The 24,100-nt window shown below is 38.2% G+C and carries 19 protein-coding genes and 1 pseudogene; 18 read left to right on the top strand and 2 right to left on the bottom strand.

The features are described 5' to 3' along the window. Nucleotides 1-147 precede the first annotated feature (147 nt). The 16 genes and pseudogenes from ACFOUV_RS09415 to ACFOUV_RS09340 all read left to right on the top strand — a co-directional run. Nucleotides 148-357: pseudogene (locus tag ACFOUV_RS09415) on the top strand (acyl-CoA dehydrogenase family protein); the annotation flags it as partial. A 16-nt stretch (nucleotides 358-373) separates the two neighbouring features. Beyond that, nucleotides 374-1,147 carry an SDR family oxidoreductase gene (locus ACFOUV_RS09410; protein WP_379496505.1) on the top strand — a complete coding sequence of 258 codons (774 nt, stop codon included), beginning with the start codon at nucleotides 374-376 and terminating at the stop codon, nucleotides 1,145-1,147. A 307-nt stretch (nucleotides 1,148-1,454) separates the two neighbouring features. Beyond that, nucleotides 1,455-2,303 (top strand): 3-hydroxyacyl-CoA dehydrogenase NAD-binding domain-containing protein, encoded by an 849-nt coding sequence (locus ACFOUV_RS09405; protein ID WP_379496504.1) that lies wholly within the window; start codon nucleotides 1,455-1,457, stop codon nucleotides 2,301-2,303. 310 nt (nucleotides 2,304-2,613) lie between these two features. Continuing rightward, entirely contained in the window at nucleotides 2,614-2,712 is a 99-nt protein-coding gene (locus ACFOUV_RS09400; protein WP_379496593.1) for a hypothetical protein, read from the top strand. Then, nucleotides 2,669-2,869, top strand: coding sequence for a hypothetical protein (locus tag ACFOUV_RS09395; RefSeq protein WP_379496599.1), 201 nt, complete (start codon nucleotides 2,669-2,671; stop codon nucleotides 2,867-2,869). The genes ACFOUV_RS09400 and ACFOUV_RS09395 overlap by 44 nt, the downstream gene beginning before the upstream one ends. A 19-nt stretch (nucleotides 2,870-2,888) precedes the next feature. Beyond that, a complete protein-coding gene (locus tag ACFOUV_RS09390) occupies nucleotides 2,889-3,665 on the top strand; it encodes an enoyl-CoA hydratase/isomerase family protein (protein ID WP_379496503.1) in 777 nt (258 codons plus the stop codon). A gap of 233 nt (nucleotides 3,666-3,898) precedes the next feature. Then, a complete protein-coding gene (locus tag ACFOUV_RS09385; protein ID WP_379496502.1) occupies nucleotides 3,899-5,065 on the top strand; it encodes an acyl-CoA dehydrogenase family protein in 1,167 nt (388 codons plus the stop codon). Between the two features lie 24 nt (nucleotides 5,066-5,089). Then, nucleotides 5,090-6,682, top strand: coding sequence for a long-chain-fatty-acid--CoA ligase (locus ACFOUV_RS09380; protein ID WP_379496501.1), 1,593 nt, complete (start codon nucleotides 5,090-5,092; stop codon nucleotides 6,680-6,682). Between the two features lie 91 nt (nucleotides 6,683-6,773). Further along, on the top strand, nucleotides 6,774-7,712 hold the full coding sequence (locus ACFOUV_RS09375) for an MBL fold metallo-hydrolase (RefSeq protein ID WP_379496500.1): 939 nt from the start codon (nucleotides 6,774-6,776) through the stop codon (nucleotides 7,710-7,712). A gap of 155 nt (nucleotides 7,713-7,867) precedes the next feature. Next, complete coding sequence (locus ACFOUV_RS09370) at nucleotides 7,868-8,701, top strand: aldo/keto reductase (RefSeq protein ID WP_379496499.1); 834 nt, start codon at nucleotides 7,868-7,870, stop codon at nucleotides 8,699-8,701. A gap of 146 nt (nucleotides 8,702-8,847) precedes the next feature. Continuing rightward, entirely contained in the window at nucleotides 8,848-9,978 is a 1,131-nt protein-coding gene (locus ACFOUV_RS09365; RefSeq protein ID WP_379496498.1) for a zinc-dependent alcohol dehydrogenase, read from the top strand. A gap of 236 nt (nucleotides 9,979-10,214) precedes the next feature. Then, complete coding sequence (locus tag ACFOUV_RS09360; RefSeq protein WP_379496497.1) at nucleotides 10,215-12,518, top strand: outer membrane protein assembly factor BamB family protein; 2,304 nt, start codon at nucleotides 10,215-10,217, stop codon at nucleotides 12,516-12,518. Between the two features lie 126 nt (nucleotides 12,519-12,644). Continuing rightward, nucleotides 12,645-13,085, top strand: a complete 441-nt coding sequence (locus ACFOUV_RS09355) for a hypothetical protein (RefSeq protein WP_379496496.1) — start codon at nucleotides 12,645-12,647, stop codon at nucleotides 13,083-13,085. Between the two features lie 354 nt (nucleotides 13,086-13,439). Continuing rightward, nucleotides 13,440-14,495: a TRAP transporter substrate-binding protein gene (locus ACFOUV_RS09350; RefSeq protein WP_379496495.1), complete on the top strand. Its 1,056-nt coding sequence runs from the start codon at nucleotides 13,440-13,442 to the stop codon at nucleotides 14,493-14,495. A gap of 41 nt (nucleotides 14,496-14,536) precedes the next feature. Continuing rightward, entirely contained in the window at nucleotides 14,537-16,447 is a 1,911-nt protein-coding gene (locus ACFOUV_RS09345) for a TRAP transporter large permease (protein ID WP_379496494.1), read from the top strand. Nucleotides 16,448-16,576: 129 nt separating this feature from the next. Beyond that, complete coding sequence (locus ACFOUV_RS09340; RefSeq protein WP_379496493.1) at nucleotides 16,577-16,876, top strand: iron-sulfur cluster assembly accessory protein; 300 nt, start codon at nucleotides 16,577-16,579, stop codon at nucleotides 16,874-16,876. A gap of 75 nt (nucleotides 16,877-16,951) precedes the next feature. Here ACFOUV_RS09340 and ACFOUV_RS09335 read toward each other — a convergent pair whose 3' ends face one another. Both ACFOUV_RS09335 and ACFOUV_RS09330 read right to left on the bottom strand, forming a co-directional pair. After that, nucleotides 16,952-19,048 carry an RNA degradosome polyphosphate kinase gene (locus ACFOUV_RS09335; RefSeq protein ID WP_379496492.1) on the bottom strand — a complete coding sequence of 699 codons (2,097 nt, stop codon included), beginning with the start codon at nucleotides 19,046-19,048 and terminating at the stop codon, nucleotides 16,952-16,954. Between the two features lie 109 nt (nucleotides 19,049-19,157). Further along, nucleotides 19,158-20,693 carry a Ppx/GppA phosphatase family protein gene (locus tag ACFOUV_RS09330; RefSeq protein WP_379496491.1) on the bottom strand — a complete coding sequence of 512 codons (1,536 nt, stop codon included), beginning with the start codon at nucleotides 20,691-20,693 and terminating at the stop codon, nucleotides 19,158-19,160. A gap of 228 nt (nucleotides 20,694-20,921) precedes the next feature. Between ACFOUV_RS09330 and ACFOUV_RS09325 the strand changes: the two genes are divergently transcribed. Next, nucleotides 20,922-21,965, top strand: a complete 1,044-nt coding sequence (locus tag ACFOUV_RS09325; RefSeq protein ID WP_379496490.1) for a hypothetical protein — start codon at nucleotides 20,922-20,924, stop codon at nucleotides 21,963-21,965. Nucleotides 21,966-22,143: 178 nt separating this feature from the next. After that, nucleotides 22,144-24,039 carry a PrkA family serine protein kinase gene (locus ACFOUV_RS09320; RefSeq protein WP_379496489.1) on the top strand — a complete coding sequence of 632 codons (1,896 nt, stop codon included), beginning with the start codon at nucleotides 22,144-22,146 and terminating at the stop codon, nucleotides 24,037-24,039. The last annotated feature ends 61 nt before the right edge of the window (nucleotides 24,040-24,100 follow it).

Below are 24,100 nucleotides of genomic sequence, written 5' to 3'. Positions count from 1 at the left end.
ATCATTTTTTAGAATAAAATTAAATATAAATTATAATTTTTATAACATTAACTTGACATTCAAAAAATGAATCAATAGAATTAATATTAAGAATTATAAATAACTTTAATTCATAAACTAAGATAAAATGATATCGTTTCCAGGATTAAAGTTGGGATTGAATGTATGCAACTTCATGGTGGTTTTGGATATATGGAAAAGTATGAGATTGCTAGAAGATACCGTGATGTTGGGGTAAATTCAATTTATGCAGGATCCAATGAAATTATGAAAGTAATTATTGCAAAAAAAATTAGGACTATAACAGAGATGGTTACAAAAGTATCTATACATTCAAAAGTAACCAATAGTGTATAAAAGGAGGATTATTCGGATGCACGTGTACGATTTGTTTAAATTAGATGGAAAAACAGCAATAGTAACTGGTGGTGGAAGAGGTCTTGGAGCACAAATAGCTGAAAGTTTTGCTGAGGCAGGTGCTAATGTGGTAGTTTGCTCTAGGAAATTAGACACATGTCAAGAAATGAGTGAAAAGTTAAAACAAATCGGTGTGGATTCCCTTGCATTCGCTTGTGATGTTACAAAACAGGAAGATGTCCAAAGGGTAGTTAAAGAAACATATAATCATTTTGGGAGAATAGATATTCTTGTTAATAATAGTGGTGCCTCTTGGGGTGCTCCCGTGCTAGAAATGCCATTAGAGGCTTGGAAAAAAGTAATGGATGTTAATGTAACTGGCGTTTTCCTTATGAGCCAAGAAGTAGGGAAAATAATGCTTAACCAAAAGCAAGGTAAAATTATTAATATAGCGTCTATTGCTGGATTAAAAGGAGCTGATCCAAGCTATTTAAACGCAATAGGCTACAATGCTAGTAAGGGAGCGGTAGTAAACTTTACTAGGGATTTAGCAGCAAAGTGGGGACAGTATAACATTAATGTAAATTCAATAGCGCCTGGCTTTTTCCCTACTAAAATGTCTAAAAGTGTTCTTGATCAAGCGGAAGGAAAAATATTAGAACTAACGCCATTAAATCGATTAGGAAACGATGCAGACTTAAAAGGCTCAGCATTGTTCCTCGCTTCTGATGCTTCTAATTATGTAACGGGAACAATTTTAGCAGTAGATGGTGGAATGCACGCAGTATAAATTTAATGATCCCCGAACGAATGTAATTCATTGACTCAGGGATTTTTTCAACAATGTTTATAGTATTTACAACCTTCATGAATTAGCATTTAGAATGACAATATTTAATTACTAATTCATCCACTATGTAAATGCCTTTAAACATATATATTTACAATCACATTTTACATGTACTAACAAAGATGAGGACGGTTATTTCTAATTCCAAGGCCGTGCAGATGATGTGATATCCGAATCAGAAGATAAAAATGATGGTGTGCAATCATTTAGGGCGAAGCGAGTACTAAATTGTAAAGGGAGATAGATGATGACACAATTAATAGGAATTGTTGGTTCTGGAATTATGGGGAATGGAATTGCCCAAGTTGCTGCGACAGCTGGGTATGAGGTAGTTATATATGATATTAATAACAAAAGTCTTAAAAATGCTGAAGAAACAGTAGATAGATATTTAACTAAAGATGTTCAAAAAGAACGATTATCTATTGAAGTGAAAAATGACATTGTAAATCGTATAACATATACAACAGAAATTAATCAATTAGCAAATGCATACTTTATTATTGAAGCGGTTACAGAAAAAATGGAAGTTAAAGAAAAACTTTTTAGTGAATTAGATAAAATTTGTAATCCAGATACGTATTTTGCTACAAATACTTCTGGTATAAGTATTACTGGTATAGCTGGGGCGATAGATCGCTTGGATAAATTTATTGGGATTCACTTTTTTAACCCAGTGCCAGTTATGGAATTAGTAGAAATTACAAAAGGTCACTGTACGTCAGATAATACGGTGGAAGCTGCGAAAAAATTAGTTGCGGATTTTAATAAGGATTCTATTTTTGTAGAAGATTCTCCACTTTTTGTAGTTAACCGTATTTTAGTACCGATGCTTAGTGAAGCTATATTTGTATTATCTGAAGGCATCGCTAGTAAGGAAGACATTGATAAAGGAATGTTACTCGGTGCAAAACATCCAATTGGTCCACTTCGTTTAGCAGATGTCATTGGATTAGATACACTATTACTTGTTCAAGAAACATTGTATTTCGAAACGATGGATTCTAAATACCGTCCTCCAAGCCTGTTAAGAAAAATGGTTCGTGCAGGGTTATTAGGAAGAAAAAGTGGGGAAGGATTTTATAAATACGGTTAACTGCAAATTGTATAAGTATGGAGGAATGTACAAGGAGTTAACCAAAGATAATCAAATTGATATGGAAATAATGAAGCGGTTCGTTCATGTGGAAAGATTACGAAAGTCATACACTGTGCATGAATTGTAATTGCAGAGAAGACCTAGGGAAGCAGAGGAATAAAAATGCTCTAAAGTTATACAGATTAACTTAATTGGAAAGTTTAATGTGATTCGATTGGCGTCCGCATCCAATAAAAAAAGCATCTGTCTTGATTTGAAGTCAGAATAAGGAAAGTATTATTTCTTACAGCTTGTTGAAACGGCAGATATTGTTGTAGAATCTTTCCGACCAGGAGTAATGGAACGGTTAGGAATCGGTCATTATGGCGCCAATGTTTCTAATATCAAACCCGAAAATGGTAATTAGTGCTTGTGAGGCTGGTATTATCGGTTCATTTCCAGCACTTAATGGAATGAAGAAAATCCAGTCGGTAGCTGAGATTACAAATGAACTTCTCGAACAGTACAGAAATGCTCATAAAAAGATAGTAAACAATTATAAAGAACCTGCAAATCTTAAATAATAATCAATGAGGTGTCAGTATGTCGGAAGTTGTAAACGTAAAAAAGGAAAATAATATCGCCTATATCTCCATGAATCGACCAGAGAAACGGAATGCGTTGTCAGTGGAAATGGCAAAAGACTTGCTGGACGCATTAAAAGATGCAGAAAGAGATGATGACGTAAAAGTTATTGTTCTTTCTGGAGAAGGAAAGGCTTTTTCTGCAGGCGGAGATTTGGAAACGTTGAACAGCTTAACCAATTCTGCAGAGATTTTGAAATATATGAAGCAGGCATTGGCTGTAATCCAGTCAATGCGGCAATTAGATAAATATGTAATTAGTGCGGTACATGGATTTGCAGCAGGTGCGGGTTTTAGTATTGCAATTGCGGCAGATTTTATCGTAGCAGATAAGAATGCTAAATTTATTAGTAGCTTTACGAATGTCGGTATTATTCCAGACCTAGGATTGTTAAAAGCATTATCCGAGAAACTTCCTTCAGCAATTGCCAAGGAATGGATTTCCTCCGCAAAGCCAGTTTCTGCGCAGGAGGCTTATGATAGGGGGATTGTAAATAGAGTAATAGATGGTGACCTACTAGATGGTGCATCAGAATTTGCCCAGTTTATTGTAGATGGGCCACCACTCGCAAATCAGTTTGTGAAGCAATTGGTTAACCACGCAGGTGAACTGACATACGACTCGAATGACATGCAGGAAACAGCAGTGCAAACGCTGCTTCTTCAATCGGAGGACAATAAAGAAGGAATTGCAGCATTCTTTGAAAAGCGAAAACCAGAATTCAAAGGTAGATAGTTTTAACATAAAGCAGTGAACATCGCGCGCCTCCCGCTCAAAGTTGCGCAATAAGCCAAGAAAGTTGAGCAATTCCCGGTCAAAGTTGTGCAATATGCAAAGAAAGTTGTGAGATTCCCGCTCAAAGTTGCGCAATAAGCCAAGAAAGTCGTGCAATCTCCGCCCGAAGTTGCTCAATAAGCAAAGAAAGTCGCGCAATCCCCAATTAAAGACATATGAAAGGAGGGGATCCAATGACCGAATTGAAAAAGGCATCATCAAATTCAGAAGAGATTCAGTTACTTAGAAAAAGTGTTCAGGAATTTTGTAGAAAAGAAGTAGTAGGTAATTATGCAGCCTGGGAAAAACAGGGGAATATTCCAAGAGAGTTGTGGGGAAGGCTTGGTGAACTGGGTTTTCTTTTGCCAGAAGTACCAGAGGAATATGGGGGACTTGGAACAACATTTCTCTATTCGACAACAATCATTGAGGAGTTTAGCAGGCAGGGGTTTAATTCCTTTGCTGCCAATCTTTCTGTTCACGATACGATCATTGCCCAATACCTACTTAACTATGGTACGGAAAGTCAAAAGAAATACTATCTCCCAAAGATGGCTACCGGTGAACTTGTAGGTGCCATTGCGATGACAGAACCAGCTGCTGGCAGTGACCTGCAAGGAATTAAAACAACTGCAATCTATGATAGCGAGAAATCTGCCTATCTATTAAATGGGTCAAAAACATTTATTACGAATGGTCAACACTGTGATTTTGTAGTAGTCGTTGCCAAAACAGATTTAGATGTCAAGCCCTCCCGAGGAACGACATTATTTATTGTAGATGTTCCAGTGAACGGCTTTGAACGAGGGAGTAACCTCGAAAAAATTGGTCTGCATTCGTGTGACACATCGGAGTTATTTTTTGAAGATGTACAAGTTAAAGAAACTGCTATCTTAGGAGAGAAAAATCAGGGATTTAAAATATTGATGAGTGAGTTACCTAGGGAAAGGCTGATCGTAGCAAACAGTGCAGTAGCTTCCATGGAAGGAGTTTTGCAAGAGACCGTCCACTATGTAAAGGACCGGGAACTTTTTGGCACCACATTGGATACCTTTCAAAATACGAGGTTTGTTCTAGCAGAGATGAAAACGAAAGTGCGGGTTCAGCGTTCTTTTGCAAATGAATGTACAGATCTGTTAATCCATGGAAAATTGGATACTGTAACGGCAAGCATGGCAAAATTGAGTTGTACCGAAATTCAGGGTGAAGTCATCGATCAATGCTTACAGTTTTTCGGAGGCTATGGCTATATGACGGAATATCCAGTGGCAAGAGCCTATGCAGATGCCAGAGTCCAGCGTATTTACGGTGGGACATCGGAAGTTATGAAACTAATAATTAGCAAAGATATGTTTTCCTAAACAATATAAAAGGAGCTGTTTACCATGTTTTCACCACTAACACCACTAGACTGGAAAAGGCGTGCAGTTAAATACTATCCGGAAAAAACGGCTGTTATAGACGAAAAAAAGGAATTTACCTATAAGGAATTTGGCAATCGTGCGGACAGGCTTTCTGCGGCTTTAACTGAAGCGGGTATACAGGAAGGCGATCATGTTGCAGTCATGCTCCCGAATACACACTATATGCTCGAATGTTTCTATGGCATTTGTCAGCTAGGGGCTGTCATGGTACCACTGAATTATCGACTAACAGCAAAGGATTTGGAATATATTATTAACCATAGCGATGCAAAGATGCTAATTGTCGATGAAGAATTTACAAAACCAATTGAAGAGATTCAGAGCCAGCTTTCTCTGGAAGAAATCATTATTGTTGCTGTAGAAGGCCAGGAGAGTTCATTAACAGGACCTGACTATGAAAACTTCTTAGCTGACGTCCCGGCAGATTATAAACTTCCTGAAGTAAAGATCGATGAAAATCAGCTTCTGACTCTTAACTATACGAGTGGGACGACATCCAATCCAAAGGGTGTCATGTTAACGCATCGAAGTAATTATCTAAATGCGGCTAATTTTATGCATCATATGCGTGTCGATCATGATGATGTTTATCTACATACATTACCAATGTTTCATGCCAATGGCTGGGGCGGGGTCTGGGCAATCACTGCAGCTGGAGCAACCCATGTGTGTTTGCGAAAGGTTGACCCACCTTTAATTCTGGATTTATTTGAGGAAAAGAAAATTACATTATTATGTGGTGCACCAACAGTTATTAATATGCTTGTAAATGAGCCAAAGGCAAAAGAAGTGACCATCACAACGAGTCCAAGAATGGCAACAGCCGGCTCACCACCTGCAGCAGCACTTATCGGGAAAGCGCAGGATATTCTTGGTCTGAACATGATTCATGTCTATGGTCTAACTGAAACGTCGCCATTCATTCTTTACAATGAGTGGAAAAAAGAATTCGATTCCAAAACTGCCGATGAGCAAGCAACAATTAAGGCGAGGCAGGGAATTGAACTTGCTTTCAACGGAGAGACAAAAGTTATCCATCAGGACGGGGAAGAAGTCAGGTGGGATGGCAACGAATTGGGTGAAATAATCACTCGAGGAAATGTCGTAATGGAAGGGTATTATAAAGATCCGGAAAAAACAAATGCTGCAATCAAAGATGGATGGTTTTATACAGGAGATCTTGCGGTAACCCATCCGGATGGGTTTATTGAAATTCGTGACCGTGCGAAAGATTTGATCATTTCTGGTGGAGAGAATATTTCCTCTACAGAAGTTGAAGGGGTATTGTACAAACACTCGGATATTCTGGAAGTTGCCGTTATTGCAATACCGGATGAGAAATGGGGAGAAGTGCCGCTTGCAATTATCGTTCTGCAATCTGATGCAAAGTTGACAGAAGAAGATGTAATCACCTACTGTCGTGCTCATATGGCACATTTTAAAGCTCCAAAAGCTGTAAAATTCGTGGAGGAACTACCTAAAACAGCGACAGGTAAATTGCAAAAATATCGCTTGCGAGAACTTTTCTGGGAAGGTTCCAGAAAAGTTAATTAAGTTTATTAGATAGAAGGTATGCTGCGACTTATTACAAGACCCAAGCAGCATATCTTTTTCAAAAAATAAGAGAATTGGAAGTGAATCCATTTTGCTGGAAGAATACGGAATTAAAGTAGTTACACTCGACCTCCCCTTCCGCCTAAATCACGTTAACTGTTTCATTGCTGAAGGAGAAAATGGCGTACAGGTTATCGATGCTGGTCTTCATAACGAGCCAACAGTCAAAAGGTGGGAAAAGGAACTCGCAGGAAAAACGGTAACAGATATTTTGATAACCCATTATCATCCAGACCATTTTGGCTATGCGGGTGCATTACAACAACGAACTGGCGCCCGGGTCTCTATGTCACAAATCGATGCCAAAGCTGGATTGGATGCCTGGCAGGAAAGTTTTTTAAATGACCTATCACTTAACTACAAACTTGCAGGGATTCATGACGATCGTGCGAATGATATGATTGTAAATACAAAAGAATTCGTTCCACTAGTCACACCCTATCCAGAAATAAATCATTATTTCGAGGAAGGAGAACTGCTGCCCATCGGCAAATATGAATACGAGGTAATCCATACCCCGGGTCACTCAGATGGCTTGGTGACCTTCTATAATAAAGAAAAAAACATACTGCTTTCAACTGATCATATTTTGCCAAGAATTACACCGAATATTTCTTACTGGTTCCATGGAGACCCGAATCCGCTTGGGAATTACTTGAAATCCCTGAATAAAATTAAACAGCTGGATGTTGATTTAGTTGTACCTTCACATGGGAAGCCGTTTTATGGGGGAAATGAGCGGATTGATGAAATAATAGTCCACCACGATGAACGCCTGGAGACATTGCTTGATGGAATCAAGGGTGGATGTACTGTATATGAAGCTTCAGAAAAACTGTTCCAGAAGAAGTTAACCATTCATGAAACAAGGTTTGCAATTGGAGAAACCCTTGCGCATTTGGAATATCTACGTGCGGAAGGTAAATGTGAACGGGAACTGGTTGAGGGGAACTATCAATATTCATGCTAAGCTTGTCCCCTGTATAACTAAGGTTGTACAGGGGTTTTTTAGTCTCCTGATTTATAATTACTTATTCCATCCGAAAATAGGTACTAATATTTTAATACAACAGCAAACTATTATATGATAAAAGGAGAAAAATAAATTGGAGGCTGCAAACTAATATGATCACACATCTACAAGATACCCTAACACTAAACAATGGTATAAAAATGCCAGGATTCGGACTTGGCGTCTATAAGGTTGAAAATGGTGAAACGGTTGTAAATTCTGTGAAAACAGCATTGAAACACGGATACAGAAGTATTGATACAGCTTCATTTTATGATAATGAAGAAGGTGTCGGACAGGGGATTAAAGAATCAGGTATTTCGAGAGAGGAGATTTTTATTACCTCTAAAGTTTGGAATGAGGAGCAAGGTTATGAAAGCACATTGGAGGCTTTTGATACAAGCTTGAAAAAATTAAACACGGATTATTTGGATCTGTATTTAATCCACTGGCCAGTTAAAGGTAAATATAAGGATACATGGAGGGCTATGGAAAAATTATACGCAGATGGGAAAGTTCGAGCTATAGGTGTCAGCAATTTTCATGTCCATCATTTACAGGATTTGATGAAGGACAGTGAAGTAAAACCTGTGATTGACCAGGTGGAATACCATCCGCATTTAACTCAAGCCGAGCTTCGGGAATTTTGTGAAAAGGAAAATATTCAATTGGAAGCATGGTCGCCATTGAAACGTGGGAAGTTACTGGACGATCCGACACTTACACAAATTGCAGAAGAGCACGGAAAGTCTACCGCTCAGGTTATTTTACGTTGGGATATCCAGAACAATGTCGTAACGATTCCAAAGTCAGTTACGCAAGAACGAATTATCGCAAATGCGGATGTTTTTAATTTTTCCCTGACCGAAAAGGATATGGGGAAAATTAATGCGCTCAACATCAATAGTCGTGCTGGGACGAATCCAGATAGTTTTGATCTTAAGTAATAACTTAAAATAGATACCTTCACTTAATCCGGGGATTTCACCCGGATTTTCTTATGGTTTTCAACTAATTCTACTAATAAACTACAGGTTTTAACTTTAGCATCTAAGGGCATAAAACTATAAAACTACCCAAGGATGTGAATGTAATGTTAGCTGTAACAAACCAGGGGAAAAACAAAGTAGAAGTAAAAGATGTTCAGGCACCAAAAATTGAAAAAGCTACGGATATGATTGTAAAAATTACGTCAACAGCGATATGTGGTTCTGATTTGCATTTGTATAGAAGTACCATCCCACTCAGCAAGGATTATGTGATTGGTCACGAGCCAATGGGAATTGTAGAGGAAGTCGGTCCTGAAGTGAAGCAAGTGAAAAAGGGTGATCGGGTTGTTATTCCTTTTAATGTAAGTTGCGGTGAATGCCATTTCTGTCAAAATCAGATGGAAAGCCAGTGTGACAACTCGAACCCACATAAGGATACCGGCGGATATTTCGGTTTTTCGGAAATGTTCGGAAACTATCCGGGTGGGCAGGCTGAATATTTGCGTGTACCATATGCTGATTTCACTTCATTTGTCGTACCTGAAAGCAGTGAACTTGATGATGAAAACCTGTTGTTCCTTTCTGATGTTGTTCCAACAGCCTATTGGAGTGTGGAAAACAGTGGAGTTAAACAAGGAGATACCGTTATTGTCCTTGGTTCAGGGCCAATTGGATTAATGACACAGAAGTTTGCCTGGCTAAAAGGGGCAAACCGAGTAATTGCAGTGGATCATAATGATTATCGTTTGGCACATGCGGAAAAAACAAATAAAGTGGAAACCTATAATTTCAAGGAATTCAAAGATATAGGTCAACACCTTCATGAGATTACAAAAGGTGGTGCCGAAGTAGTCATCGATTGTGTAGGGATGGACGGAGATGTCACGGTGAAAGAGCATCTGAAAACGTTGACGGGGCAGGTTGGTTCCATTGATCCAATCATTACGGCTGCCCATTCTATCAAGAAGTTCGGTACCATTCAATTAACGGGTATTTATGGTTCACCAGCAACGGCATATCCGTTGCATTCGATTTTCACACGAAATGTGACAGTAAAAGCGGGGCAGGCACCGGTTATCCATTACATGCCGGAATTATATCAGATGGTGGAAGATGGTGTGTTTAATCCTACTGACATTATCACACACAGAGAAAGCTTGAACAATGCGGCTCATGCCTATGATATATTCGATGGTCAGGAAGACAATTGTATAAAAGTGGTGTTAAAACCATAAGAATATCTAAACATAGAAAATGGAGCTCTTAAAAAAAGAGCGTCATTTTTCTATGTTTGATTCTTGTCTATTAGAATGAATATTATCATTTTCATAATATAGAAAAAGTAGCTGGCATATAATGTAACAGTTCATAAATATTTTTAATTTTGTATACAATTTTCTGTGCAGATGAAAGGGGGAATGTCAATTACTTAAATGTTATAAAAGAAATTAAATAAAAGGGGGGGATTGTTTTGAATGGTCATAAAATTGTCTGGACTGTAGCAGTGTTATCATTTTTAGTTCTTGTTTTTATCTTATTTTCAGAAGTAGCTAAGGATAATCAAACACCGGCAGTCACAGCACCAGATCCAGATACCGAAACAGAAGAGCAGGCAGAAAAAGAAGAAAAGGCAACCGAAGAGGAAGCAGAAGAACCTGAAGAAACCGAAGAGGAAGCCGAGGTTATCGTAGCAGACCCGGAAGCTGACGTGAAACAACATCGTGCATATGATGCGGCAGTCGCACCTGCTTTTACTTCAGAAGAATTGGCAGCGCTACCAACTGAAAATTGGCTGACGAATGGTGGGAATCTTGCTAATCAGCGCTATTCACCACTGGACCAAATTGATACATCGAATATTGGAGATTTAAAAGGGGAATGGGTTGCTAATTTAGGGTCGGGATTCGATTTTAAATATTCAGGTGAAGCATCACCAATTGTCTATGATGGTGTGATGTATGTGATAACAGGTGCAAATGATGTGTTGGCACTTGATGCTGTTACAGGCGAAACAATATGGGAATACAGACCACATATTACTGATAAACTAACGACTGTTTGCTGTGGCTGGACCAGTAGAGGTGTAGCTATCGGTGAAGGTATGGTATTTGTAGGATTGTTGGATGCTAGACTGGTAGCATTGGATCAAACGACAGGAGAAGTTGTTTGGGAGACTGTCGTAGATGAATGGGAAAAAGGATACACGATTACGAACGCACCTCTCTATTATAATGGCAAAGTATATACTGGTGTTTCGGGAGGCGAGTATGGGATTAGAGGACGTATTACAGCATATGATGCGGAAATCGGACGTGAATTATGGCGTTTTAACACCATCCCTGGTCCTGGAGAAAAAGGACATGACTCGTGGCCACAGGACAATAAGGCATGGCTATCGGGAGGCGCACCTGTTTGGCAGACTCCAGCTGTTGATCCTGAGTTAGGTTTAATGTATTTTTCTACAGGTAATACGGCTCCTGACCTTGATGGTAGTAATCGAGAGGGAGACAATCTCTATTCAGATTCTATTATTGCACTAGATCCAGAAACAGGGGAATATAAATGGCATTACCAGCAGGTTCATCATGACATTTGGGATCTGGACTCACCAAACCCCATCATCCTTTTTGATGTTGAAATGGATGGAGAAATGAGAAAAGGACTTGGTCAGGCAGGGAAAACAGGTTGGATCTATTTCCTTGATCGAACGAATGGAGAACCACTTGTTGGTATTGAAGAAACACCTGTACCCCAAGATGAGCGACAAAAAACATCATCAACCCAGCCTATTCCAAAAGGGGACTCATTTGTTCCACAAAATATAACTCCAGAGGATATCGAACGAGATATGTCCGATGATTTTGAAGGAGAATACGGTAGCATCTTTACTCCTTTCTGGGAAGAACCAATCACGTTAAAACCGTCTCCATTTGGGGGTGCCAACTGGCCACCGTCTGCATACAATCCGAATACAGAATATTTTTATGTATTAGGAACAGACTCCTATATGGCATATACACGGAGTGATGAGGAATTTGATCCGGATGCAATTGAAGAAGGGCATGCATGGGTGGGAAGTATTATGGCTCCTGTTACGGATGCGCCGGTTAGAGGAACGGTTACCGCGATGGATGTCAAAACAAATACCATTGCATGGCAGCAGGAATGGGATGCGATGGCATATAGTGGTGCCATGACAACAAATGGAAACCTCCTATTTGTTGGTCATAACGATGGCAGACTCATCGCTTATGATGCAACAACAGGTGAGCAAGTATGGGAATTTATGACGGATGCAGGGGTAAATGCACCGCCAATATCATATGAGATTGATGGGAAGCAATATATTACTGTTTTCGCTGCAGGAAATTCGTTGGCTGGCAGTAAACATGGAGACTCTGTTTGGACGTTTTCATTGGACGGAGAAATCGAATCTGTTGATGATGTTTCAACAGATGATTCAGAAGAAGAAACTACAGATAAAGAAGATGAAGATACAGGTGATGACACTGCTTCACTTGAAGGTCAAACTGCCGCAGGATTAGCAATTTACGCAAGTAATTGTCTGGCATGTCATGGTACAGAAGGAGTAAATGGTCATAATGGGCCGAACCTCCAAACAAGTAATGTCGCACCTGACAAGGAAGCTGTTATGGCAAGAATCAAAGAAGGTGGGCCTATGATGCCATCTTTTGAAGGAACATTAACTGAACAGGAGATAGATGATGTAGCAGCATACATCAGTGAAATTGTAGCAAAACTAGGGGATGATTAAAAAAAGATGGTGTAGGATGCAACTTCCTGTACCATCTTTTTTTGCGTTCAAAGTTTAAATTTACGTTGATATAGCTTACAATCTAAAATGAAATGATTATGTAAACGATGAGGAGTTTGGTGCATCATGAAACGGTTCATTGCGATAGCAATTTTAACTTTCATTTTATTTTTAAGCGGATGTATGAATCCGGCAGTCGTTTCAGTAGTTCAAGATGTTTACGAAGCAGCATTAGTTGAAAATGATGTCTTGGTTGAAACGTATTTTTCAGAAGACTATCTTGCTGACCATTCGTTAGAGAAATTATCAGCTGAAATGCGTGAAGATGTTCGAAACAGAGAAGGGATCAAGCTGATGAATATGAAAGAACATAAGGAAAGGCAATTAACCCCGGAAGTTGTAGAAATGTTAAACGAAGAATATGACAAGGATTGGAATTTTGTTACAGTCCAGACCAGCGACGATAGGATGATGATCTGGATCGTAGTAAGGGGCGAGCAGAGGTATTATATTATAGATGGTAAAAAGATGGATACGGAAACCTTTCTTGAAGATATTTTAAAATAACTGTTTTTATTTGAAAATCAGGGAATAGTAAGCATTAATAGATGGGCCTCTCAAGATAACAGAATACTTATAAATTATTCCCTGTAAACAATACGATTTGACACCAGTCCCGATGTGTTTTATTATTTACACCTGATACATTTTTACCACCTTTAAAACTGCAAAATAACGAATTTCACTTCGTACTATTTAAGTGACCACTATTCATTTCATGAAAAAAGTATATGTTTCTCACCAGAAAGACGACTATCCTTGGGTAAATAAAAAACAGAATATTCAATTAAAATAACCAATCTAAATACCTTTAGCGTCACCGGTAGGAAGTGTATTAGAAACGATAGAAGGAGAGCTATTATGACAATAAAAAAGAGTGTAACCCCAATAATCATTATTATCATTTTTCTTGGGCTTATTTTATTAGGGAATATGGCATTGAATTCAAGTGCAGAATCGGATCATTCAGACACCATCCATCTTCGTCTCGGACAGGTAAAAGCAGCTTCCCATGCAGTGTCACTGGGAATTGATAAATTTGCAGAATTAGTTGAAGAAAAATCCGATGGAGAAATTATGATTGAAACATTTCATGATGGTTTAATTGGAAACGATCGTGAAGTAATTGAAAGTGCGCAAATGGGAAGTATTGCGATGGCAAGTTCATCAACACCAAATATGACCAGCTTTACGAACTATTTTACTGCTTGGGATCTTCCATACATTTTTGAAACGAAGGAAGAGGTATATACTGCTATTGATGGAAAACCTGGTGAAATCGTGCGTGATCAAATGGAGAATAATGGTTTTAAAGTAATCTTCTTCCCTGATTATGGTTATCGGCAGATTGTAAATAATGTTCGGCCAGTAAAAGTTCCAGAGGATATGGCTGGATTAAAAATAAGAACAACGAATTCAAAAATAGAACAGGCTGATTTCGTTGAGTACGGTGCAAATCCAACTCCTGTAGCATGGTCTGAGGTATTTACTGCTCTTCAGCAAGGTACAGTGGAAGGGGAAGGAAACAGCTATTCCTTGCTTTGGGATTCCAAGCACCAGGAAGTATTGGATTATGCGACAGAAGTAAATTATAACTACAGTTCGGATATCGTTGTAATGAATTTGGAAAAATATGATGCGTTGTCTGAGGAACATCAGCAAATCATTATGGAGGCAGGAGCAGAAGCAACAGAACGGCAGCGTGAGATAGCAAATAAAAATGATGATATAGCGAAACAGGAATTTATAGATTATGGCATCGAAGTATATGAGCCTACCGAAGAAGAAATGAAACAATGGAAACAGGCATCTGAACCGGTATGGGATCAGTTTGTAGTGGAAGGAATTGCAGAACCGGAATATGTTGAAATTATTTTAGAAACACTAGGAAAGACAAGAGAAGATATTTTTGAATAAGATCTTTGTAAATATAGATTTTAGGATTAGGGGATGAAAAAATGGCAGAAGATACGACAATTGGTGGAAACACCAACCACCAAAAACCTCCATCGGAAAATAGGAGTACGTTAAGACGGATCTGGGGATTTATTGATCACCGATTGGAAGAGATATTAGTAGTTGTTGGTTTTGCTATTTTTATCCTTTTAATCAATCTTCAGGTAATTAACCGTTATGTTTTAACCTTTATCGAAATTGGAAACATTACGACTTGGACCGAAGAAATTGCTAGATACATTTTTATATTCGTATCCTTTCTCGGAGCCAGTTTAGCCATTAAAAAACGGGAAAGTATACGGGTAAATATCGTAGTTGATCGTTTCCCGGAGCATGTTCGGAATGCAATTGATGCAGCAAATAGTGTATTTATGCTCTATTTCAGTTTTCTTATGGTTTCTTATGGATTTAACTTAATCAATTTTCAAATGGAAACGAATCAGGTAACTCCTGCATTAGGTATACCAATGGCTCTAGCTTATAGTGCCATTCCAATCGGTTTCCTGTTAATGGGTTTTCGTCTCATTCAAACTTTAATTGAAGATATGAAAGGAATGTCTGCGAAAGACGGATTACTGACCGCGGGTATATCGCTATTATTTATTTTACCAGCAGTACTATTTAGAGACGGCAGCATTACATTGCTATTATTTGGTTATTTTGTATTATTTATTATCTTTGGAATGCAGATTGCGTTTGCACTTGGGATTAGTACATTAGCAACTGTACTTGCCACGGATGCAATTCCAGTTGACTTTTTCCCACAAACAGCTTTTACGAGCATTGATAGTTTCCCAATTATGGCTGTACCATTTTTCATCGCAGCCGGAATTATTATGGGGAACAGTGGGATTATACAGAAATTATTAAATCTGTCAGATGAATTATTAGGATTTCTACCAGGTGGACTGGCACTGGTTGCTATTGTTACAAGTATGTTTTTCTCAGCAATTAGTGGGTCTGGTCCAGCAACGGTAGCAGCAATTGGTACACTGCTGATTCCAGCAATGATCAAACAGGGCTACAATCCAGGATTTTCTGCTGCTGTCGTTGCAGCGGCAGGTACGATTGGAATCATTATCCCACCAAGTAATCCTCTTGTTATTTACGGGGTTGTTGGTCAGCAGTCGATTACCGAGTTATTCATGGCAGGTATCGTTCCTGGAATTCTGACAGGACTTGGATTAATACTAGTTACTTTCTTTATCTCTAAGAAAAATGGATGGCGGGGCGACAAAGAATCATTTAGTCTGAAAGGCACATTAAAGGCGGCGTGGGATGCAAAGTTTGCCTTATTGGTACCAGTAATTATTTTAGGTGGAATTTATGGTGGTATTATGACACCTACAGAAGCGGCGGCTGTTGCTGCAGCTTACGGTTTAGTAATTGGTATGTTTGTTTATAAGGATCTTGATTTCAAAGGTGTTTATAAGAGCCTTGCATCAGCAGGTGTTACCTCAGCTGTTATTATCCTGCTGATTGTGATGGCAAATATATTCGGTCGCTTGATAACATTGGAACAAGTAGCAGAAACCGTTGCTAATTTTGTCCTATCCATTAGTGAAAATAAAATTGTTATCTTGTTACTATTGAATGTATTTTTGTTACTCGTGGGACTCGTACTGGAAGCTTTGGCAGCAATCGTTATTTTAACACCAATTCTACTGCCAATGGCGATGGAACTAGGAGTTGATCCTATTCATTTCGGGATTATTATGATTCTCAACTTGGCTATCGGATTGATTACACCACCAGTCGGCGTAAACCTTTTCGTATCAGCTGGTGTCACGAAGATGAAAATAGAAGAAGTTATTAGAGGGGTTATGCCTCTGTTAATTACGATGATTATTGTATTATTACTCGTAACCTATATTCCAGAAATAAGTATGTTTTTTGTGGAATTGACTCGATAATAGCTAAGGTTATAGAACATTCCCGGACGGATTGACATGTCCGGGAATTTCTTCTATCCGAGCATATTTTTGGATTTTCTTCAATTTCATGGGATAATGAAGAAATACCATAGGATTGGGGACATTTAAATGAAATGCAAAATTAATCGTAACGCAGCTAAAGTATTGAAAAATATGCTAACTACAGAAGAGGCAGAGGGGAAGATGGTTCGTGTACATATTTCCCACATGCATGGCGATCACGCACATTACGGTATCTCATTTGATACACCAACGGAACATGACGAGATTGTAAAAACGGACAAAGATGTAGATATTCTGTTGGATACACGTGAAGAATTTCTTGATGGAATCTGGATTCAATATTTCTTCGTAGAAAATGAAGGTTTTGTAATTACAAATCCATCCAAAGGGTCAGGACATCATTAAATTGGTAAAAGGAAATCGGTGCTGCTGCCGATTTCCTTTTTACGTGATGGAAAGTTACGAAAACTGTATTAAAGACTATTCTTCATCATCCAATAATTGATAGGCATTTTCAAATAAAATCATTTGACTATCAACTTCGCTATCATCAGGTTTGGCTTTTACATAGTGGTACGTACCATCGTTGGATTGCTCTCTTGATTTCATATTATCTTCTAATGAGAGTGTTAGAACTTCTTTAATACGATTTTTAACATGTTCTTCATAGATCGGGAACAAAAGCTCTACTCGCTTTTGCATATTTCTTGTCATCATATCCGCAGACGAAAGGAATATCCGTTCATCTCCGTCACTATTGAAATAAAAGATTCTACTGTGCTCCAAGAAGCGACCAACGATGCTTCTGACACGTATGTTTTCACTGACTCCTTCAATACCGGGCTTTAGGCAGCAGATGCCTCGTACGATTAAGTCAATTTTTACCCCCGCCTGGGAAGCCTCATAAAATTTCTTAATGAGATCTTTATCTGTCAAAGAGTTCATTTTAGCAATAATTCTTCCGTTTTCCTTCATTTTATGAAAACTGATTTCCTCATCCATATAGCGGATAAAGTCTTCCTCTATATCAAAAGGGGCCATGGATATATGGTTAAAATCAGGTTTTTCTGTAAATCCACTTAAATAGTTGAAGAAGTGGGTAGCATCAATACCGAATTTTCGCTTTGTCGTGATGATTCCCATATCCGTATATGAACTTGCGGTAGAGTCATTATAGTTTCCTGTTCCAAGATGGACAAAACGTTCTATTTTTTCAAGACGTTTTCTTACGATTAATGTAATTTTACTATGTGTTTTAAGAAAATTCATTCCGTAAATAACATGGCACCCAGCCTTTTCCAGTTCCTTTGCCCAATGCACATTTTGCTCCTCATCAAATCTTGCTTTTAATTCAACGAGTACAGTGACTTGCTTCCCATTCTCGGCTGCCTGTTTCAGTCCTTTGATTATAGGAGAATTCCCACTGACACGGTATAACGTCTGTTTAATCGCTAAAACGTCGGGATCCTCCGCTGCATCTTCAACAAGATCCACTACAGGTCCAAACGACTCATACGGGTGATGCAAAAATATATCCCGTTTTTCTGCAGCTTCAAATACTGTTTCATTTTGCCGGATATCCTGTGGAGGTTGCGGCATGCGTGTTTCATAGATCAAATGTTCGTTTTCGATTTGAACTTTCTTATAAAAGTCAAAAAGATAAGTTAGGTCAAGTGGACCATCAACCACATACATGTCTTTTTGATGAATTTCTAAGACATATAAAAGAAAACTGACAATCGTTTCATCGTATTTATCAGCCCGGACTTCTAGTCTTACGGCGGCTCCCCATTTCCGTTTCTTTAGTTCTTTTTCGATTTCCCTCAGAAGGTCCCTTGCCCCCTCTTCGTGAATGGTCATGTCGGCATTCCTCGTAATCCGAAACTCGGTGATAGAACGGACATGGTATCCTTTAAATAATTTATGAATATAGTGCGAAATAATATCTTCAAGTAAAATATATTTATTTGTTCCGGGTACTCTTGTATACCGATCAAGCAATGCAGGAAGCTGTACGATTGCATTTTTCGTTGTTTTATATTCTCTATCATATATGTCTTCCAGTTCGACTGCCATATTAATCGACTTGTTGGAAAGAATCGGGAAAGGATGATACGCATCTATGGCCATTGGTGTTAAGACAGGGAATATATGTTCATCAAAATACGCCTCCAGTTTTGCATTCTGTTGGGCGGTTAGACCTTCAGCTGTAATAACCGAAGTATTTTCGTCCGCTAGTTCGGAAAGTAGACGACGGTATATCGTATATTGATTTTCAACGAGTAAATGGTTTTCCTTAGAAATTTTATCCAATTGTTGCTTTGGTGTCAGACCTGCTTTATTCTCCGGCTTATTGAATCCAGCTTTTACCTGATCTTTCAGCCCAGCAACCCGCACCATAAAAAACTCGTCAAGATTGGATGAGAAAATGGCGATGAATTTTAATCGCTCTAATAGTGGATTTCTTGTATCAAAAGCTTCATCGAGAACTCTTTTATTAAACGCAAGCCAGCTGAGTTCACGATTGTTATAGTACAAAGGATTATCTAAATCGATTAAATTATTAGTAGTTACCACAATGATCACCCTTAATTAAGTATCTACCATAATTATATAGTAATTACTACTAAAAAAATGATAAGTTTTTCTAAAGTTTTCATAATCAAAGGATAGGATATGAACTTAATTATTCATTTTCACGATACAAAAATATTAAATCAATATTTTTCCCGAGATTTTTTTCCAAATGCTTTTTCTGTTTTTCGGACTGGTACTGTTCCGGTTTGTAATCTTTATTACAATAAATCGTTAACGTAATTACCTCATTTCCAATTTCCATATCGAAGTGATTAATTACCTTCCTTTTCGTTGCATCCAGACAATAAGTAAATTTCAGTAACGATCCAAGTAATTCTAATTTTTTTCGTTCTTTTTTCAAGAACCAGTGTTTGAAGGGATCGATAAATTGTTTGAAAACCGTTTTGTTTTTATAAGATGCAATTAGTGCCAATTTTAGACGATCAATGTGCATCAGTCCATCGATGGTTCGATTTGCAAGCAAATAGAATGTGTGCTGAGGACTAGATTCAGCATCAATGTATTCTCCAAGGTTGTACACATAACAGGATCGCTCCAAATGTATCCAATCTTCTTTTGTCAATGAACCGATTCCTTTGGACAAGAGTCCTTTAAAAAGTCTTTCGGTTAAATATTGAATATGCTGAATTTGATGAATATCCAGTTTGTATTCATAAATTAACTCTACAATGCTATCCTCCAACACGTTCGGATATAGATTTGTTTTCGTATTAGGTGATAAATACTCATAGAAAACACCGTCACGAAGTCCTTTTCTACTCAGTATAAAACCTTTAGCCTCAATGGTTTCGTACAGGCTAAGGAAAACGCAGGAAGCAGGTAGGATGGTATCAGCACGGTCTTTAGAAAGTCCTTCTACTTTTTCAAGTCCTACCTTATCCAATGATGCAAGGTAGGTTGTAATATGAGCGATATCGCTATCCACCATTTGGTATTGGTGAAGTCCTGCCAGAGGATAGGCTTTTCTGTTTTGGTCAATCTGGGCCAAGTTTCGTGCACTGCCTCCGATACCGATGAGGGGTACACCTTTAACCTGTAGCCAGTCGAGTCTACCGAACTGCTCTTGTAAAAATCCACGTAGTTTCATAATATTTTTTTCAGTTGAATCGTTATTTTGAAAGAAATCCTTTAAAGTTAATGCCCCAAAAGGAAAACTATGATAATGCTTTAGAATCCGATCCTTAAAATAAGTTACTTCTGTACTGCCACCGCCTATATCAATCGTGATCCCTTCCGTAATCGAAGTCGAATTGACGACAGATAAATAGCCGTAAAATGCTTCTTCTTTTTCGGACAGAATCCGCATCTCCCAACCAATTTCTTTTTGGACAATTTGTTTAATATCTTCATTATTACGTGCTTGGCGAATCGTAGCGGTAGCAATTACAGTGAAATTGTCCAATTCATATGTTTCTGTCACATTTTTAAAGCTTTTCAGTGTTGCAGTCAGTTTTGTAATTCCTTCGTCATTCAATATGCCTTTTTCATTAAGATAGTTTCGCAGACGAGCAACCGCTTTTACATTTTCTACTTCATGCAGTCGACCGGATTTTTCCTGAGAATATACAACTAATCGCATCGTATTGGAACCGATATCAATAATTGCGTAATAGCTCTTTATCATTATGATCACCAGTTTCTGTTTAGATTTATTAGAAGTATATCATAGCTATGGTAAAAGCTATGTGTGCACGGATTTATAGCAATCACATTAATTTGGGCTTTACATAAAATATTAGAAAACTAAGGCATTTGCTATTAGGTTGAGCGAGTGCCTTAGTTGCACTTATGCAGATAGGAAAGTTTTATGCTTTCCTATCTGCTAAAAAATAATTTAAAAGGAAGTGTCAATTTGTCCAACCAAAGTTATTATGTAAGCGGGAATACGGCTGAAGGCCTTCTTAATTACTTACCCTCAAATATAGAAAGCTTAAACCGAATTATCGTGTTAAAACATCCTTCAGAAACGATAAAAACAAAAGTAATCAAACAGGTTTTCGAAGGTTATACCTCGAAATATAAATTAGAAATCTTAAAAAGTTCATACGGTCTCAACTATTTGGATGGTGTTATCATTCGGGAAAAATCAGTAGCTATCCTTTCAGACAGAGTTGCCTTCAAAGAGCTAAACCATACGATGGATATTGATTTAAGTACCGTCATTGGGGAGCATCAGGGAACGACTGAAAATCATACGACAAACATGGAGAAATTTAATTCACTCGTGACACAGGCACATAAAAATTTTGCAATTGGTCTTAAAATTCATGATCAACTTGAAGCAATCTATATTAATGAAATGAACTTCAAGCGTGCAGACGAATTGACGAATGATTTGATAAAAGTACTATTACAAAATCAAAAGAAACAAAACAGACAAGCACATGTATACCACCGATTCTTCGGAACAAATACAGCAGATGGTATCGTCAATGAAGTTCCACATTTAATTGAAGACATTACGAATGTATATTTTATTAAAGGTCGTGCTGGAACTGGGAAATCAACGTTTATGAAAAAAATTTCAAAGACTTGTGAACAGCATGGTTTCGATGTGGAATTATATCATTGCAGCTTTGATCCAAATAGCCTGGATATGGTTCTCGTTCGTGAGCTTGATTTCTGTATTTTTGACAGTACAGATCCACATGAATTTTTCCCGAAACGAGAAGGGGAAATTATCATTGATTTGTATAAGGAGACGGTGACACCTGGAACAGACGAAAAGTTTGCAGAACAGATTCATTCTATTAATACGCACTACAAGTCATATATGAAAAAAGGTATTCACGACTTACAAAAAGCAGGAAAGTATTTTGAGGAGAATGAACAAAAATATATTCATACGGATCAAGAAATCGTTCGTGCATATGAATTAATGAAGGGATTTGTCTGAGAATATAAAACGTTGTTCACAGTCTAATGCATCGCAAAAACAGACAAAAAAACAGAAATTATTTCCCGGGTAATACTAACTATTTATCCATTTTATACGTCTTCCATATACAATAGCATGAAACTAGATGTCCGTGCATAGGATAAATAAACCGCTGCAATAGATGGAGGGAGTAATTATGAGTATATTAAACAAGGTGAGAAACTATAGGGAAGAAGAAAAGCGCCTGATGTGGGAAGGTACCTTTGCTGAATACTTGGAAATAGTTAAAGAACGGCCTGAAGTTGCTCAAACTGCTCATTCACGTGTATATAATATGATAAAAGATTCTGGTGTAGCGGAAAGAGATGGCCAAAAGATGTTCCAATTCTTTGGAGAAGGTATCTTCGGGTTGGAGACAGCAATTGAGCGATTGGTTGAGGAGTATTTTCATCCAGCAGCAAAAAGATTGGATGTCCGCAAGCGTATATTATTATTGATGGGACCTGTCAGCGGTGGTAAATCTACAATTGTAAGCATGTTGAAACGAGGTATGGAACAATATACGCGTACAGATAATGGAGCAGTCTATGCGATAAAAGGTTGTCCAATGCACGAAGATCCGCTTCATTTAATTCCCCAACATTTACGTGATGATTTTGCCGAAGAGTATGGGATACGTATCGAAGGAAGTCTTTCCCCATTGAATACAATGAGGCTGGAACAGGAGTATGGCGGTCGAATTGAAGATGTTAGAGTGGAAAGAATCTTTTTCTCAGAAGATAAGCGTGTTGGTATCGGAACATTTAGTCCTTCTGATCCGAAATCACAGGATATCGCCGATTTAACAGGTAGTATTGATTTTTCAACCATTGCAGAATATGGTTCGGAATCAGATCCAAGAGCCTATCGTTTTGATGGAGAACTCAATAAGGCGAATCGCGGGATGATGGAGTTTCAGGAAATTTTAAAAAGTGATGAGAAATTTCTCTGGCATTTATTATCACTTACACAGGAAGGAAATTTCAAGGCGGGAAGGTTTGCACTTATTTCTGCTGATGAACTAATCGTTGCACATACGAACGAATCCGAATATCGATCGTTTATTGCGAATAAGAAAAACGAAGCGCTTCATTCCCGTATGATTGTTATGCCAATACCTTATAATCTTCGGGTAAGTCAGGAAGAACGGATCTATGAGAAAATGATTAATGAAAGTGATATCGCAAATGTCCATGTGGCACCACATGCTTTACGAGCAGCTGCTATATTTTCGATTTTGACAAGATTGAAGGAATCCAAGAAACAAGGCATCGATCCCGTTAAGAAAATGCGACTGTATGACGGGGAAAGTGTGGAAGGTTTTAACCAAATCGATGCAGAGGAATTGAAAAAAGAATTCCAAGATGAAGGTATGGAAGGCATTGACCCCCGTTATGTCATTAACCGTATATCTTCTACGATTATTCGTAAGGAAGTACCGTCAATCAATGCGCTTGATGTATTACGCTCCTTAAAAGATGGATTGGGCCAGCATGCATCCATCTCCAAGGAAGATCTGGATAAATATATGAATTATATTGCCGTTGCTAGAAGGGAATATGATGAAATTGCGAAGAAGGAAGTTCAAAAAGCATTTGTCTATTCTTATGAAGAATCTGCTAAAACATTGATGGATAACTACCTTGATAATGTAGAGGCATATTGCAATAAGAACAAATTAAGAGACCCACTTACTGGTGAAGAAATGAATCCGGATGAAAAGCTAATGCGTTCCATTGAGGAGCAAATCGGAATCTCGGAAAATGCAAAAAAGGCATTTCGTGAGGAAATACTTATTCGTCTATCCGCCTACGCAAGGAAAGGGAAGCGCTTCGACTATAACTCGCATGAGCGCCTGCGGGAAGCAATTCAAAAGAAACTTTTTGCAGATCTAAAGGACGTTGTGAAGATTACGACATCTTCCAAGACGCCGGATGAATCACAATTGAAAAAAGTAAATGAAGTAATCGCTCGTTTAGTAGATGAACATGGATACAATTCTGTCTCTGCAAATGATCTGCTCCGCTACGTCGGCAGCTTACTAAATCGCTGATGAAAAAATCGGGACTAACGACCAAGTTAGTCCTTTTTTTTCATAGGAATCATCTTTTTTT

Source organism: Oceanobacillus longus (assembly GCF_042650085.1).
GTDB lineage: Bacteria > Bacillota > Bacilli > Bacillales > Amphibacillaceae > Oceanobacillus > Oceanobacillus longus.
Note: the sequence above shows the minus strand (reverse complement) of the source record. Positions and strands in the feature narration are given on the sequence as shown.